The sequence below is a fragment of the Pseudomonas anguilliseptica genome, assembly GCF_900105355.1.
GTDB classification, from domain to species: Bacteria; Pseudomonadota; Gammaproteobacteria; order Pseudomonadales; family Pseudomonadaceae; genus Aquipseudomonas; species Aquipseudomonas anguilliseptica.
In genome coordinates, this window is the sequence record NZ_FNSC01000001.1 from 484,552 (window position 1) to 499,881 (window position 15,330).

Consider the following 15,330-nt stretch of genomic DNA (forward strand, 5'->3'; position numbering starts at 1 on the left):
ACTCGCCTACTCAATCATTAATTTTTATACAACTTGTAGCTCTGCATATTCATGTACAGATACTGCGGCCCAGCATAATCATGCTTCAGGGATATTTTCTGCGTGGCGCCACTTGCCACAAATGAAATCTTCCAAGATTGAGGCTTGCCATCAGCAAAGTTAAATTTGTGCAACAACTCTTTTTCGGTACCATCAGAACGATTAATCACCGATCGCAAGTTAAACGTTAAATCCTTAAGATCTAAATCGCCACCCAAATTCTTCGCCGTTATCTCGAAGGTATAGTTGGCACCTTTTTTTAGACCATCAAGAGTCCACTCTTGCTGCTGATTTGTCGGCGCTGCACCAATAAAATTGGCGCCCTGCCATTTAGCACCAAACTCAGAAGCCTCAAGCGAGTGACGATCCGGAAGGGTAAACTTAAGCGGAAATAAAAATGGCTTACCTGGACCAATTACACCCAACGGGTTTGCCTTAGTAAAAATATTGCGCCCCGCATAGTCGTTAACACCATCTCGTTTTGATTCGTGATGAACAACCACCGCTACTCCTTTCTCATAAGATTCTTTTATTTCATAAAACGACAGGGGCACATCAGAGCCAGCCAGAGTATAAAAGGCATTATAGGTTGGATCATAAAGCGCCCACTTATCCTTCAGCCTAATCTCAGCAACCGCATGCCCATCATTTTTTGGATAGTTCAAAAGGCTAATTACTCTACCCTCAAACCCTTGCGCCGCTGCGAATGCCAGCAGCGTATTGGTAAATGAACCACAAGCACCTTCCTGCTCCATAATTGTTTCGTCTGGCGCTGAAGAACTGGCTACTCCAACTGCAAACCCGTCGATATACTTCATAAACGCCAAAATCTTCTGATGGTCATCAATCACGTCATGAACGAGCTCATCAGAAAGTGCTTTTACTTCCAAGGTAACAGGAATTCTAAAAACATTTAACGGATTGCGTGGGTCTTTTGCATCCAGAAAATTTCCTTTTGAATTTTTAGATAATGAATGTCTAGCCGCTTCAGCCTTCTCATCTTTGCCCAACAGTGAAGCGTTTAACGTTATCAACCGCACGAGCAACCGGGGCTGGCCAACGAACGAAGAAAACTCGATACGCAACGACTGAAACTGATTGGAAGCTTTTAATTGAAGCTCAGCATCCTCGCCGTCTTTAAATTCGGCGCTCGCTATTTCCTGTGTAACCTCTCCAGCGGCATCAAGAGCAAAAACCCTAACCCTTTGGGCGTAGTTAGCACGACTCTCCCAGCGAAATTTGAGCACACCTGCCAAAACTGGCTTGTCCAACCTCACATCAACGTATTCCAGCGAGGTGTTCTCTATGCTGGCGACATAGTCGTCATTGGGGTCGCCATCCAGCGCATTTTCAAAGCCGAACCCATCGTATGTCGGCGAGACTTGGATAACTGATAGTTCAACAGGCTGCAGAGGGGATTTGTACGCAGGTTGCACGATCACCGGCTGCCCCTTGGCCTTGGCATCCAAAAAGTAACGATGGCGAAGAGCATACTGCTTGAAGAACCAGTCGCCGGTAAGTTCAGCTATTTGCTCCATTTGCTGAACTTCAAACACTTGGTAATCAGACCCCTTATACCAACCCATATCACGGGAAAATACTTCGACAACAACGGTCTTCCATTGCTGATCACCTACAGTCGTGAGTACCGCATTACGCAATGGAGTAAAATCGAGCACGTTACCTTCGTTTATGGATTGTATTTTTATTGCAAACTTACCAACCGAAACATCTTTGTATCGAATAACCAACTTATGGGGCTGAACATCGAAATAATCATTGAATTTGGTAACCGGCAGTTGCATTGAGAAATATACATTTTGACGAGAGCCGCCCTTGACAGCCTCACTATGAGCCTCATACCCGTTGGTGAACGCACGAACTTGACGCCCATCCACAGATTGGACCGCACCCCATTCCAATCCCGCGATCTTGCTTCCACCCTCAAACGCATCTTCACTTCCAACATTGAGGTGAACATATTTAGCAAACTGCGGGGCTTTCAGATCAATGCTTTCGATAAGGGGAGAAGATGTGCCCGCCAACCAGTCAAACTGAAAAAAGAGAGTTTTTTTCGGATTCAGATCGTAGCGAAGCCAGTAACCGGTATCGAATTTACTTAGATTCTCCGCCAGGGACTCAACACCTTTGAAAAACAAATCGTCCCCTAACGGCAATTTAAGTTCTTCTCCTACTTTATGAATAACCGGCAGGGCGGACAACTGAGCATTCAGAACATGTGTACGGTTCGGTACCTCTTCAAAAAACAATCCGCCCGACTTACTGGAGTGCGCAAGCCCCCCATCGGCAATATCCACCGAGTAGGCTTTCATTACTGACTCTGTAAGGTTTTCGAGCGATTTTTTGTCTGCTGCCTGATCTTTGAAAGACTGAAATAAAGCTTTCAGGACGTAAGTCTGACCGAACGATGACTGCCAAGGAGCCGGTGTTACAACATCGTTATATACGTTCATAAAATCGAATTTGCAAACTACTGCACCACCAGCACCGAATTGATTCTTCGAATCTAACAGCCACTTAAGAGCGGCATCTTTTTTTACCGAAGTTTTATTAATGTTGAATTTCTTGAGAAGCAAGTCCAGCGCAGCCATGTTCTGACCGTCGACGGCTTGGCTCGCAATAATGTATGGGGAGTAAACAGCCGTGCCAGTCTCCAATTTTGAACGTGCATCTTGCACGTGCATCATCAAAACACCTTGGGCATCCAATGAGTACCAAGGCAATATGAGCGTTTGATCAGGGACTTTGTCAGCCTGAGGCGTAACCTTTTCATAACTCGCAGTGGGCAACTGGTTGACATAGAATTTGGCTACTTCTGCCCACGTATGAAAACGCTTATCCCGGCTGGAAAGTTTAGAGAGATATTCTGCGTGTTTTCGACCGTAGGTTGTTCCCACCCAATACCCGAGATCTCGAGTTTTTACAGGTACATTCCAAGCTCGCCATGTACCAGTACCTGATAGCAGGAGTTCACCATCTGGGACTCGTTGAAACGTTTTGCTATCTGGCGCAATCGAGCGCATCTGAACTTCAAGATTTCCCCGATGTTCATCTAGGTACTCAACACTTAGCTCAAAGCGTTCCTTGCGCAAGTTGTCTTTCCACTCACTCGGCAGCGTCAGATAGAAGTAGCTATACGGCGCAACCATCTGCCCTGAACCGCCTTCAGCCTCGCGCTCGCCGGCTGCTGGGCGGAGGCGACGTACAGAACGCCCGTCGACTTGCTCGATCTGGCCCCAGTCGTTACCAGCAATACGCAAATCACCTTCGGCGTCATTCGCACTGCCCACGTCCAGAACCGACTCTTCTCCAGAGACAGGATCACGCAGCACGATGCGGTCGATAGCAACTTCCGGATTGGCGAAGCCATAGGGGTTGGCCAAGCGGAACAGCAGCTCTTCTTTGCGCGGATTCAGGTCATATCGAATCCAGTAGCCTGCGTCATACAGCGGCAACCAGCGCAGTAGGGTATCGGCACCTTTGGTAAACCACTCTTGATAGAGTGCATCGCCAGTGGCGTCCTGCAACTCACCCAAGGCAAGTAGTGCTCGCATATGGCCGTTGAGAATATGCGAAGGGTTGCTGGCGGAAGCTGGGATTTCTTCAAACCAGATGTCCTGCCCCGAGGCAAACAGAAATCCGCCTTTGCTCAAGGGCACGAATAGCGATTCAGCGGCTTTCTTTGCTGCATCGAGGCTGCTTTGGTCGCCGGTTTGTTTCCAGTGCGTTACCAATGCCTGCACACCACTGGCCTGTGCGAAAGCACTACTCCATGGTGCCTTGATGGCCACGTCGTTGTAGGTGCTGTCGAAGTTGTATGGCCATACCCACAGGCCATTTTTGTCTTGAACGAGGTTGGCTTTTAGCCAATCAATGGTCGAGGCGAAATGCTGCGGATCAGCTTTCAGGCCGAGGCTCGGATCGTAGTCTTCCACACCGGCATAAGCTAGCGCGTAGAGCGCGGTCCAGGCTGGGTGGGCAACCTTGCCGACGCCATCGATGGACAGCTGCGGAACGCCATGGTCATCGACCATATGCTTGGCTTGGTCAACATTGGTTTGGTTTTGTGCTTGTACTGCGGCAGCGCCGAATGCAAAAACCGTAACGAAAAAAAGCGCCCGAAGGCGTTGGCTTACACAGCGCATCAAAAGTCTCCGGCCGCAGTTTTGAGTGTGGTGTCGAGGTATCGATTCATTTCATTGGCGTAGATAACGTCTTGCGCCGACCAGGCAAACTCGCTTCTGCGTTGCTCAATTGCCACGCGCCACTTCGAAAAGTCGTTGGAGTCGAAAGCCATGTCGATAGCATTGGCGATCTGCTTGGCACTGCCCATGATGGCGGAGTGGCCAAAGCCATTGGCACGCACGAAACGGTTCAATTCAGGCGAGTCGTTAGCCAGAATCGGTAGGCCAGCCTGAATAAATTCGAATAGTTTGTTCGGGGTGCAGTAGTAGGAGTTTAGGTCTACGTGTGGGTACGGAATGATGCCGATATCCGCCGAGGCGCTGTGCTGCAGGAGTTCACTTTGTGGCACAGCGGGCAAGAAGTGAATGCGTTTCCCCAGCAATTTCAGGCGAATGGCTTTGGCTTTGGCTTTGAGCAGATCGCCAAACGTGCCAAAGCCCATCATCACCAGGTCGACATCGCTGGTTTTTACATGGGCCATGGCCTGAATCAGAGTTTCAAGGTTGCGATGCGGTGCGAAGCCGCCCTGGAAAAGCAAGATGCGTCGTTCGGCCGGCAGGCTCAGCTTTTCACGCAGCAGGTCGTAACGCGCCGCTGGGTCGAAATCCGGCAACGGGTCGATGGCGTTTAACAGGGTCACCGGCTTGGCGATCTGATAACGACGAGCCATTTCATCACCGATGGATTCGTTTACGGCGAATACCAGGTCGGCCTTCTTAATGTGCTCGGCTTCGGCTTTGGAGCAGATACGCCGCTGCACAGAGGAGAAAGACTTCTGCTCCGGGTAAAGTTCGTGCGCGTCGTACACCAACGGCACGCCCCAGGCGGCAGCCAGTTCGGCGCCGGCTTCGAGGGCTGGCAAGTCATGCACCTGTACCACGTCGCAGGTGAATTCCTGGCCATGGCGGACGAAAGCCTGGCGGAAGGGCAGCGGGTCGTGCAACTCACGATTGCGGTAGCGCATCAGCAGGAGTGCTTTGTAGAGCGCCCAGTTGACGCGGCTGGCGTAATTGAACAGGCGCTGAAAAATGCCCAGGCGGTTGGGGTAGCGATTGGCGCCCCAGTTGAGAGCGTCGTTGAAGCGGTATTGCCGCTTCATATAACCGGCGTAGGTGGGGTTTTCTGGAATGATGAAATTCAGGCCGATACGGGTGAGCGCAATACCTTCCGGTGTTTGCTCATGATGCGTATCGCCGTCGTGCGATAACGCCAACAACCGCACGGCATGCCCCCGGGCGATCAAGGAAACGGCCTGCGCCACTACCCGACGATCCAGGTTTTGATCGTGGCACAACATTAAAACGTGAGCCATGTGGCTCATCTCCCCTACTTATTGTTAACCAGACTCGCCTGCGCTTTCCTGACGGCGATGCCCACCCGATTTTCCAAATGTTGATTGAGTTGCGACAACCGGGCCTGTTTGGCGTGCAATTGATCATTAAGATGTTGGTTTTCTGCCTCTAGCTTGGCAAGACGCCCAAGCGACTCTTGTAGCTGGGCTTGCATTTCTGAAGAACGCTGATGGAAGTGCTGGTCTTGCTGATGCTGCGCTTCGATATGGTTTTGCACTTGCTGGGAAAGCGCGTCGCGTTCGGCACTGAGGTTTTGTAACTGCACAGCGAGGCGGTCAGCTTCAAGGGCGCGCTGAAGCAGCGCATTACGATCAGCACTGAGGTTCTGTACTTGCACCGCCAATTGATCCGCCTCTTGGACTCGCTGTAGCAGTGTTTCTCGCTCGGCAGTGAAATTCTGCACCTGCACAGCCAGTCGATCCCCCTCGACTGCACGCTGCTGCAGAGCATCATGTTCAGCGATCAGGTTCTGCAACTGCACGTCGATCTGATCCGCTTCGGTTGCCCGTTGCAGTAAGGCGTCACGCTCGGCATTGAGGTTCTGCAATTGTACGAGCAGATGATCAGCTTCCAATGCCCGCTGCCGAAGTGCATCGCGTTCGACAGTAATGTTCTGCAGTTGCACAGCAAACTGTTCAGCTTCGGCTGCACGCTGCTGCAAGGCGTCATGCTCGGCACTGAGGTTCTGCAACTGCACGGCGATCTGATCCGCTTCGGTTGCCCGCTGCAGTAAGGTGTCACGTTCGGCATTGAGGTTCTGCAATTGTACGAGCAGATGATCAGCTTCCAATGCCCGCTGCCGAAGTGCATCGCGTTCGACAGTAATGTTCTGCAGTTGCACAGCAAACTGTTCAGCTTCGGCTGCACGCTGCTGCAAGGCGTCATGCTCGGCACTGAGGTTCTGCAACTGCACGGCGATCTGATCCGCTTCGGTTGCCCGCTGCAGTAAGGTGTCACGTTCGGCATTGAGGTTCTGCAATTGTACGAGCAGATGATCAGCTTCCAATGCCCGCTGCCGAAGTGCATCGCGTTCGACAGTAATGTTCTGCAGTTGCACAGCAAACTGTTCAGCTTCGGCTGCACGCTGCTGCAAGGCGTCATGCTCGGCACTGAGGTTCTGCAACTGCACGGCGATCTGATCCGCTTCGGTTGCCCGCTGCAGTAAGGTGTCACGTTCGGCATTGAGGTTCTGCAATTGTACGAGCAGATGATCAGCTTCCAATGCCCGCTGCCGAAGTGCATCGCGTTCGACAGTAATGTTCTGCAGTTGCACAGCAAACTGTTCAGCTTCGGCTGCACGCTGCTGCAAGGCGTCATGCTCGACACTGAGGTTCTGCAACTGCACGGCGATCTGATCCGCTTCGGTTGCCCGCTGCAGTAAGGTGTCACGTTCGGCATTGAGGTTCTGCAATTGTACGAGCAGATGATCAGCTTCCAATGCCCGCTGCCGAAGTGCATCGCGTTCGACAGTAATGTTCTGCAGTTGCACAGCAAACTGTTCAGCTTCGGCTGCACGCTGCTGCAAGGCGTCATGCTCGACACTGAGGTTCTGCAACTGCACGGCGATCTGATCCGCTTCGGTTGCCCGCTGCAGTAAGGTGTCACGTTCGGCATTGAGGTTCTGCAATTGTACGAGCAGATGATCAGCTTCCAATGCCCGCTGCCGAAGTGCATCGCGTTCGACAGTAATGTTCTGCAGTTGCACAGCAAACTGTTCAGCTTCGGCTGCACGCTGCTGCAAGGCGTCATGCTCGACACTGAGGTTCTGCAACTGCACGGCGATCTGATCCGCTTCGGTTGCCCGCTGCAGTAAGGTGTCACGTTCGGCATTGAGGTTCTGCAATTGTACGAGCAGATGATCAGCTTCCAATGCCCACTGCCGAAGTGCATCGCGTTCGACAGTAATGTTCTGCAGTTGCACAGCAAACTGTTCAGCTTCGGCTGCACGCTGCTGCAAGGCGTCATGCTCGACACTGAGGTTCTGTATCTGCACCCGCAACTGGTTCAGTTCGGCGGCTTGAGCTTCGCTGTGTTCGTCCGCCGAGCAGCTCTTCAATGCGTTGTCGAAGCAGGCTTGCAGGCCCAAGAGCACCTGCGCCTGCGTGGGCATAACAGCGGTCTCGCAGGAATTCAGGGTCGCCGGATCGAACCAGAGGGTCTGGGTGACCTGCACGTAAAAAGGCTGCGGAGTGTCACTCAGTTGCAGGTAGCGGCAGGCGTTGTCGTCACCAGCAACCCAAAGAACGTCGGGTGCCTGGCCGAGTTGCACGCTGGCGAATGGCTCGTCATTGGCACAGGAGGCCAGCACGCCATAGTAGCCCGCCACTGGCTCACGGGGCAGTTGATGCGTACTGTGGGCCTGACCGTCTTCCAGCACGCAGCCATCGAACAGAGTACCGATGCTGTCTTCGAGCAACAGTTGCAGTGCGCCCTGGCTACCGGGTTGACGGCTGACGCGCAGGGTGGGGGCGGATTCAAACAGCGGAAACTGCAGGCGCCAGAGGCCACCGACGCAGGCTACCCGATGTGCAACCTGGCAAAACGGGTGCAAAGCGGCGGCCGGGGCGTATTCGAAATCAACTCTGGACGCGGGCTGCGAACTCGCTTCGGCCAAGCGCGGCGTCGGCAGCGTGAGTGCGGCGTCGGCGCGCTGGAAAATCACCAGAATCTCACTGTGGCTGCGACAATAACGTTGCTCGGCCAGCACGGGGTACAGCTGTTTAGCCAAGGCCTGGGCCAGCAGCGATTGCAGTGGTTGCTCGGGCGCCGCTGCTTGGCCGCCGCTGCCGCAGTGCGGACAGATTGCCAGCTCCCAACCAGACCATTCGCCCAAGGCGCTGCGGCGCAAGTGGGTCTCAGGCGGCAACATGGCACTCCAAGGTTCCCCCGCCAATATCGTGGCCCGCACCTGCCAGCCGGCGGGCGCCCGACGATGCAGATCGGCGATATCGTAGCGGCGCTGGTGCCAGTTGACGTGGTAGCTATTGCCGCAGTCGGCACAACGAGCGGTGGCATCCAGAAGCTCTTCGCGAAACGGCACGGCCACCATCACCGCTTTGCCGGCAACGCGAAACAGCTCGCTCCAGGCCGCATTTTCTTCGGCGGCGGGCATGTGCTCCAGGGTATCGGTGCTCATCACCAGATCAAACGCAGCTTGGGGAAACGGCAGTGCCTGGGCATCGCCCAAGACGCTGTCGAATGGCAGGCGCGAGAGCGCTTCGGCGCTTGAATCGAGACCGACGATTTTCAGCGCACCGGGGGCGGCCAGGCGCGAGGTCAGCTTGCCGTCGCCGCAACCGACATCCAGCACCGAGCCAATGCCGGCCGGCCAAAAGTCTCGAATGGCTTGCACCAGATTAAGCTGGCCGAGCTGCAACTCCTGATCCCAGACCTGGGCCTCGCCATACAAGCGTGTGTCCTGGCTCACGGCAGCAACTCCCAATGGGCTGGCTGATTGACCACGCCAATCTGTACATGGATGCCGGAAGGGGGCAACACTTTCAGTGCGTGGCAGCGGTCATGCAAATCGTAGGAGGACGGCTCTACCGCCGATGCCAGGTTCAGCTCGCGGAACAAAGCCACCGACACCAAGTAATCCCCTGGCCCCAGCAATAACGGGGCGAAGTCCACGCGTATGCCGCCTTTGCCTTCCAGTTGCACAAACCGCTGGCCGCTCAGACTGGCAATTACCTGCATCACGCAGGTGCCGTCAGGCCGGTAGATAGCTACCACGGGGATGGGGTCGAGCACCACCTGATCAGCATCGAAGGCGATAACAGCAAAAGCCGGCTCGCCAGTAATCAAAGTGTGACGACGTGTGCCGCCTGCATCAAAAAAACCAAACCCCGTGATTCGTACTTCGCCGCTGCCGTAGCGGTCGTCACTACTTAGCTCCTGCAGGTCAGCGAGCAGGTCAGCGCGCAGGTTGCGGCCCAATGTGAACTCGGTTTGCAACGGAGCCCTGAGGTCGATCCAGGTTTGGCTGTTGTCCGCGGCTATTTCTGCCAGAGTGCAATACACGCCTTGTTCGGGGTCATACTGCTCGAGCAATACCGGATGGCTGGGACTGTTGCGCAATTGCAGTTGCACCCAAGCGCCTTCAGGCACACCGTTGGGCCAGGCCAGTTGCAGCGGGGCATGCTGGTATCGCCCGCCGAAGTCACCGAATGCCCAGCAGTCGGCATTTGTAGACGACGCGACGCGCTGCCAGTTCATGAACTGCGAATCAATAATCAAACACGAGCCACCTACTTGAGCTCCTGCCATATCGATGCTGCCCAGTTGCCCGCTTGCATCGCCATAGTCGATAGCCCTCACCAGCAGCGGCTGCGTCGGCACCACACCGTCGCGCCCCATCAGGCGCAGCAGGCTGGTCTGTCCGCCATCTGCGGTCAAGGCACACACCTGCCCGCGGGTTAGCGACATACTTCTAGCTCTCACCCGTCTCTCTTCTTGCTCGCGGATGCTGGCCAAGTACGCCTTGCTAACGGGTAATAACGGACCGTCCTGACGGATGCAGCCGCCTTCCAGCCAGATACCGCGGTCACAGAGCATTTGCACCGAACTGATGTCGTGGGAGACAAACAGAATGGTGGCGCCCTGGCTGGTGAGCGCTTTCATGCGCTGGATGCACTTGCCCAGAAAATACGCATCCCCGGCGCCGAGAATCTCGTCGATGATCAGTACTTCGGGGGTAATAGTGGTGGCAACGGCAAAAGCCAGGCGCGCGTACATGCCTGCCGAGTACTCCTTCACCGGGCGCCGCAAAAAGCTGTCCAGCTCGGTGAAGTCGGCGATTTCTTCGATGCACGCGTCCACCTGCGAAGGCGCAATGCCCTGGTAAGCGAGCGCTGAGCGGATGTTTTCCAACCCACTGAAGTCCGGGTGAAAGCCGGTTCCTAGGGTCATCAACGCCTGCACCTGACCGTTGACGCGGATCTGCCCGGCGTCAGCGCGCATCTGCCCAGCGATTAATCGCAGCAGCGTGCTTTTGCCGGCACCGTTGCGACCGATCAGGGCCACTTTTTCGCCACGGGCGATGTTCAGGTTGATATCGGCCAGCGCCTGAAACTGGTCATAGCGCCGCTTCGATACCGGCCAACCCAAGGCATCCAATGCACGCCAGCCGGGATGCTGGAAGCGACGGAAAGTCTTGCTGACACCGGTAAGGGAAATCGCGCAATCGGGCATGGTAGGCATCAGGCGTGGTCAGCAAACAAGGGTTTGAGGCGCAGAATCAATGCTCCCCCAAGGGAGAACAGCACGCAGGCAAACAGGGCAAACAGGGCAAGTTGCTCCAACGGCACTTCACCGCGCATCAGGCAAGCGCGGTACAGCTCCATCAGCCAGGCCAATGGGTTGAACAACAGCAAGGCTTTAAGGCCTTCGGGCACCATGTCGGCGGTGTAGCCGATGGGCGAAACCATCATCAGAAACAGCACCAGAATCGGGATGGCCTGCTGTAGGTCGCGGAAAAAAACGGTGAGGGTTGCGGTAATCCACACCAGACCGAGCACCATCATAATTTGCAGCAGATAGATCACTGGCACCAGCAGATGAGTCCAGTGCACACCATGAAAATGCAACACCGCGCCCCACAGCAATAGCATGCCCATACCCATGGTGGTGTGGCCGATAAGCACTTCACGGGCCACCACTAACTCGATGGGAAACAGGGTGTTCATCAACAGGTCGCGGTTGGCGACGACACTGGTGGTGCCGGTTCCAAACGCCTCGGCAAAAGCTAGAAACGGCACCAGGCCACTGAACACCACCAAGATGTAATCCATGGTGCCCAGGCCCGGGATGCGCACTTGCAGGATCTGCACGAACACCAAGCTGTACATGCTCAGAAACAGCAGTGGATACAGCAGTAGCCACAGCGCACCCAAGGCATTGCCGCTGGTACGTTTCTTCAAGCCTTGCAACACGGTGGCGTAAAGAATGCGCCGGTGCGTGAGCAAGCTAGTCAGGGCACCCATGTTCAACCTTCTTTAAGCAGTTCTTCGAGGATGAGTCGGCTGGCGAAACCCGAGCCATAGGGCGCGCTCAGGTCATCGGCACGGCCATCGGTAAGGTTTGTGAACGCGCTAATGATCCTTTCATAAGAAGCGCCCACCAGTTGATTCCAGCCCAGCTCGACGGTCTCTACCCACTCGGTTTCATCGCGCATGGTGATGCATGGCACCCGGTAAAAGAAGGCTTCTTTCTGCACGCCACCGGAGTCGGTGAGAATCACCTTGGCGGCTTGTTCCAGAGCAACCATATCGAGAAACGCCAACGGCTCGACCACGCTCAGAGGCTCGAGCAGGTGTTCCAGTTCAAAGTCACCAATCAGCTTGCGGGTGCGCGGGTGCAGCGGCAGCACCACCGGCAGTTCGCGGGCAATGTTGACCAAGGCGCTAAGAATGCTGGTCAGGCGTTCATGCGAGTCGGTGTTCTCGGCGCGGTGACAGGTCGCCAGGGCAAAGCCCTTCTCGCTCAGCCCCAGGGTGCTGAGAATTTTGCTATTGCTGCGGGCACGGTCGCGGTAATACAGCGCCACATCGAACATCACATCGCCGACGTTATGTACGCCCTGAGTTAGGCCTTCACGCGCCAGGTTCTCTACAGCCAGCGTGGTGGGGCAAAGCAGAAGAGTGGAAACCCGGTCGGCCAGAATGCGGTTAATCTCCTCGGGCATGCGCATGTTGAACGAGCGAAGACCGGCTTCGACGTGCGCGACTGGGATATGCAGTTTTGCTGCCGCCAGAGCGCCGGCCAAGGTGGAGTTGGTGTCGCCGTAGATCAGCACCCAGTCAGGCTTCTCGGTCAGAAGAATCTGCTCGATGCCTTCGAGCATGCGCCCGGTCATTGCACCGTGGCCGCCACCTGAAATCTCGAGGTTGTATTTGGGTGTGGGAATTTCTAGCTCGTCAAAAAATACCTGAGACATGTTCGGATCGAAGTGCTGGCCGGTATGAACCATCACCTCTTCCAGCACACCTGGGTGTTTGAGAAATTCCCGGGAGACTGCAGCGGCCTTAATGAACTGCGGTCGCGCCCCGACGATGGTGACGATTTTTCTGGTCATGCGCGCAGACTCTCCTGCAGGGATTGAATGATTGTGCCTTGTGCCGCTTCATCCAGGTAAGGATGCATCGGCAGACTCATCACCCGCTGTGCAATCTCATCGCCCACCGGCAGACAGGCAGCCTCATCCTTCACCGCCGGCTGACGGTTGAGCGGGATAGGGTAATGCACGGCGGTAGGAACGCCTGCAGTCTTGAGGCGCTCCTGCACTTGATCACGGCCGGATACCTGTACAGTGTACTGGGCCCAGGCGCTGCGATTATGCGCCTCGATGAAGGGCTCGGTTATGCCTGCCTCGCCGAGGAGTCGGGCATAACCCTGTGCGACCTGCTCGCGCTGTTTCAGTTCGCGCGGGAAGATCTCTAGCTTGGGCAGCAGGATGGCGGCCTGCAGGGTATCTAGGCGGCTGTTCACGCCCACGCGGATGTGATGGTAGCGGCGATCCTGGCCATGCCGCGCGATCTGGCGGATAACTGTAGCCAGCTCTTCATCATTGGTGAAGATGGCCCCGCCGTCGCCATAGCAGCCCAAAGGCTTGCTTGGGAAAAAGCTAGTGCAAGCGATTGTGCTGAGGCTGCAGGAACTCCTACCTTTGTAGCTGGCGCCAAAACTCTGGGCGGCATCTTCGATAACCGGGATCCCATGCCGAGCGGCTATGCCGTTGATGGCGTCAAAGTCGGCGCACTGGCCATACAGCGACACAGGGATGATTGCCTTGGTACGCGGCGAGATGGCCGCCTCGAGCAACTGTGGATCAAGATTGTAGGTGCGCGGATCGACATCCACGTAAACCGGCTTGGCGCCGAGCAGCGCAACAGTCTCGGCGGTAGCTATATAGGTGAAGCCGGGGGTGATGACTTCGTCGCCTGGCCCAATGCCCAATGCCATCTGGGCAATCTGAAGAGCATCGGTGCCATTGGCCACGCTGATGCAGTACTTCGCACCGACAAAGACTGCGAGTTTCTCTTCCAGCTCATTTACTTCCGGACCAAGGATGTACTGGCCATGCCCGAGAACTCGCTGGATACCAGCGTCGATCTTCTCTTTAATCAGCGCCTGCTGCGCTTTGAGGTCGATGAACTCGATCATGCTAGGCTCTCCTTGCGCAGTTCGCGGCCATGCAGCACATAGGTTGCGCCGGTATGAATACAGGGCGCACTACCCTCGCCCTCTAGCGGCAGATCCAACTGATCACCAAACTCGCTCATCCAGCCAATCTGGCGGGCAGGAACACCCACCATCAGGGCGTATGGCGGGACATTCTTGTTAACTACAGCGCCCGCGCCAACGAACGCAAACTCGCCGATGGTAACGCCGCAGACGATGGTGCAGTTGGCGCCCAGAGTGGCACCTTTCTTGACGAGCGTATCGAGGTATTCGCTTTTCCGCTCAATCAGGGAGCGAGGGTTGTAGACGTTGGTAAAAACCATACTCGGGCCACAAAAAACGCCCTCTTCCAGGGTCACATTGTCGTACACCGAGACATTATTTTGGATCTTGCAGTTGTCTCCAATGACCACCTTATTGCCGACAAACACATTCTGGCCCAGAGACACACGTTGACCAATACGCGCGCCGCCACATACGTGAACGAAGTGCCAGATGCGCGAGTCTACGCCGATCTGCGCGCCCTCGTCGACGATGGCACTGGAGTGCTGGTAGTGGCTCATGGCTCAGCTCTGCAGACGAGTAAGAAACGGGTGCCCTTCGCCATCTTGGGCGCGACTAAGCGATAAGGTGCGGATCGTTTCGACGGTTTCCACGCAGTGCCGCGCATCCTCAATACCGTAGCCATTGCCATCGAGAATGGCTTGGTAGCTTATGGTGTGCAGGTCTGTGAAACCTTCAGAGAATTCGATTTCGGTACCGTCGCAGGTAATCGAGCGATAAGTCGGTTTCTTGCCCTTGACCGAGTCAGGCAGGTCATTGGCGTCAATGGAGAGGAACCAGCGTACCCGGGCTTTCTCATACTCCAGATAGCCTGCAGCTTTATATTCGCTAGCGAAATGCACCACATTGCGCTGTAACTTGCCGAAGATGAAGTGCAGCATGTCGAAGAAGTGCACGCCGATGTTGGTGGCCACACCGAAGGATTTGCGCGGATCGCCTTTCCAGCTCTCCATGTACCACTTACCGCGACTGGTGATGTAGGTTAGCTCGACTTCGTGCTTGTGAGCCTGACTACCGCTACCGACACGGCTCTTCAGGTCAATTATTGCCTGGTGATGCCGCAGTTGCAGGATGTTGTACAGCCTCTTGCCGGTCTCTCGCTCAACCAAGGCCAGGTCGTCCAGCAGCGCGCTGGATGGCACCAGTGGCTTCTCGCAGATCACGTCACAGCCCAAGCGCAGGCCGGCGGTGATGTGCGGGTGGTGCAAGTAGTTGGGCGAGCAGATCGAAACAATATCCAGCGCCGTGCTCGGGTCCCGTTTCAGGCGCCAGGCATGGTCGTAAAAACGCTCGAACTCGGTGAAGAACTCGCTCTGTGGCGAGAGGCTGTCAATGATGCCGACCGAGTCATTGATGTCGTAGGCACAAGCCAGCTCGTTGCCGGTGTCCTTGATCGCGCGCATATGGCGGGGGGCGATGTAACCGGCGGCGCCGATCAGAGCGAAGCGTTTCATTTAGGTATTCTTTCGATTGTCGGGACAGAAGGCCGCAG

9 protein-coding genes are annotated in these 15,330 nt (G+C 55.4%); all 9 read right to left on the reverse strand.

Annotated features, from left to right (window positions below; all coding sequences use genetic code 11):
- Positions 1 to 17: 17 nt before the first annotated feature.
- Genes BLW24_RS02420 through BLW24_RS02460 form a run of 9 tightly spaced genes read right to left on the reverse strand, consistent with a single transcriptional unit; the run spans position 18 to position 15,292 of the window.
- Positions 18 to 4,205 carry a D-glucuronyl C5-epimerase family protein gene (locus tag BLW24_RS02420; protein ID WP_090376261.1) on the reverse strand — a complete coding sequence of 1,396 codons (4,188 nt, stop codon included), beginning with the start codon at positions 4,203 to 4,205 and terminating at the stop codon, positions 18 to 20.
- The gene (locus BLW24_RS02425) at positions 4,205 to 5,557 is read right to left on the reverse strand and encodes a glycosyltransferase (protein ID WP_167360313.1); all 1,353 of its coding nucleotides are present in this window, start codon (positions 5,555 to 5,557) and stop codon (positions 4,205 to 4,207) included. The genes BLW24_RS02420 and BLW24_RS02425 overlap by 1 nt, the downstream gene beginning before the upstream one ends.
- 14 nt (positions 5,558 to 5,571) lie before the next feature.
- Complete coding sequence (locus BLW24_RS02430) at positions 5,572 to 9,024, reverse strand: methyltransferase domain-containing protein (RefSeq protein ID WP_167360314.1); 3,453 nt, start codon at positions 9,022 to 9,024, stop codon at positions 5,572 to 5,574.
- Positions 9,021 to 10,796 (reverse strand): ABC transporter ATP-binding protein, encoded by a 1,776-nt coding sequence (locus BLW24_RS02435; protein WP_090376272.1) that lies wholly within the window; start codon positions 10,794 to 10,796, stop codon positions 9,021 to 9,023. The genes BLW24_RS02430 and BLW24_RS02435 overlap by 4 nt, the downstream gene beginning before the upstream one ends.
- Positions 10,796 to 11,578 (reverse strand): ABC transporter permease, encoded by a 783-nt coding sequence (locus BLW24_RS02440; protein ID WP_090376275.1) that lies wholly within the window; start codon positions 11,576 to 11,578, stop codon positions 10,796 to 10,798. Before BLW24_RS02440 ends, BLW24_RS02435 begins: the two co-directional genes overlap by 1 nt.
- 2 nt (positions 11,579 to 11,580) lie before the next feature.
- Positions 11,581 to 12,669, reverse strand: a complete 1,089-nt coding sequence (gene wecB / locus BLW24_RS02445) for a non-hydrolyzing UDP-N-acetylglucosamine 2-epimerase (RefSeq protein ID WP_090376278.1) — start codon at positions 12,667 to 12,669, stop codon at positions 11,581 to 11,583.
- On the reverse strand, positions 12,666 to 13,757 hold the full coding sequence (locus tag BLW24_RS02450; protein WP_090376282.1) for a DegT/DnrJ/EryC1/StrS family aminotransferase: 1,092 nt from the start codon (positions 13,755 to 13,757) through the stop codon (positions 12,666 to 12,668). Before BLW24_RS02450 ends, wecB begins: the two co-directional genes overlap by 4 nt.
- On the reverse strand, positions 13,754 to 14,338 hold the full coding sequence (gene wbpD / locus BLW24_RS02455; RefSeq protein WP_090376285.1) for a UDP-2-acetamido-3-amino-2,3-dideoxy-D-glucuronate N-acetyltransferase: 585 nt from the start codon (positions 14,336 to 14,338) through the stop codon (positions 13,754 to 13,756). Before wbpD ends, BLW24_RS02450 begins: the two co-directional genes overlap by 4 nt.
- Before the next feature lie 3 nt (positions 14,339 to 14,341).
- Positions 14,342 to 15,292: a Gfo/Idh/MocA family protein gene (locus tag BLW24_RS02460; protein WP_090376287.1), complete on the reverse strand. Its 951-nt coding sequence runs from the start codon at positions 15,290 to 15,292 to the stop codon at positions 14,342 to 14,344.
- Positions 15,293 to 15,330: the final 38 nt, after the last annotated feature.

Excerpts from the sequence above, each read along its gene's own strand:
- BLW24_RS02420 (WP_090376261.1), bottom strand. The coding sequence starts at position 4,205 with ATGCGCTGTGTAAGCCAACGCCTTCGGGCGCTTTTTTTCGTTACGGTT.
- BLW24_RS02425 (WP_167360313.1), bottom strand. The coding sequence starts at position 5,557 with ATGGCTCACGTTTTAATGTTGTGCCACGATCAAAACCTGGATCGTCGG.
- BLW24_RS02435 (WP_090376272.1), bottom strand. The coding sequence starts at position 10,796 with ATGCCTACCATGCCCGATTGCGCGATTTCCCTTACCGGTGTCAGCAAG.
- BLW24_RS02440 (WP_090376275.1), bottom strand. The coding sequence starts at position 11,578 with ATGGGTGCCCTGACTAGCTTGCTCACGCACCGGCGCATTCTTTACGCC.
- wecB (WP_090376278.1), bottom strand. The coding sequence starts at position 12,669 with ATGACCAGAAAAATCGTCACCATCGTCGGGGCGCGACCGCAGTTCATT.
- BLW24_RS02450 (WP_090376282.1), bottom strand. The coding sequence starts at position 13,757 with ATGATCGAGTTCATCGACCTCAAAGCGCAGCAGGCGCTGATTAAAGAG.
- wbpD (WP_090376285.1), bottom strand. The coding sequence starts at position 14,338 with ATGAGCCACTACCAGCACTCCAGTGCCATCGTCGACGAGGGCGCGCAG.
- BLW24_RS02460 (WP_090376287.1), bottom strand. The coding sequence starts at position 15,292 with ATGAAACGCTTCGCTCTGATCGGCGCCGCCGGTTACATCGCCCCCCGC.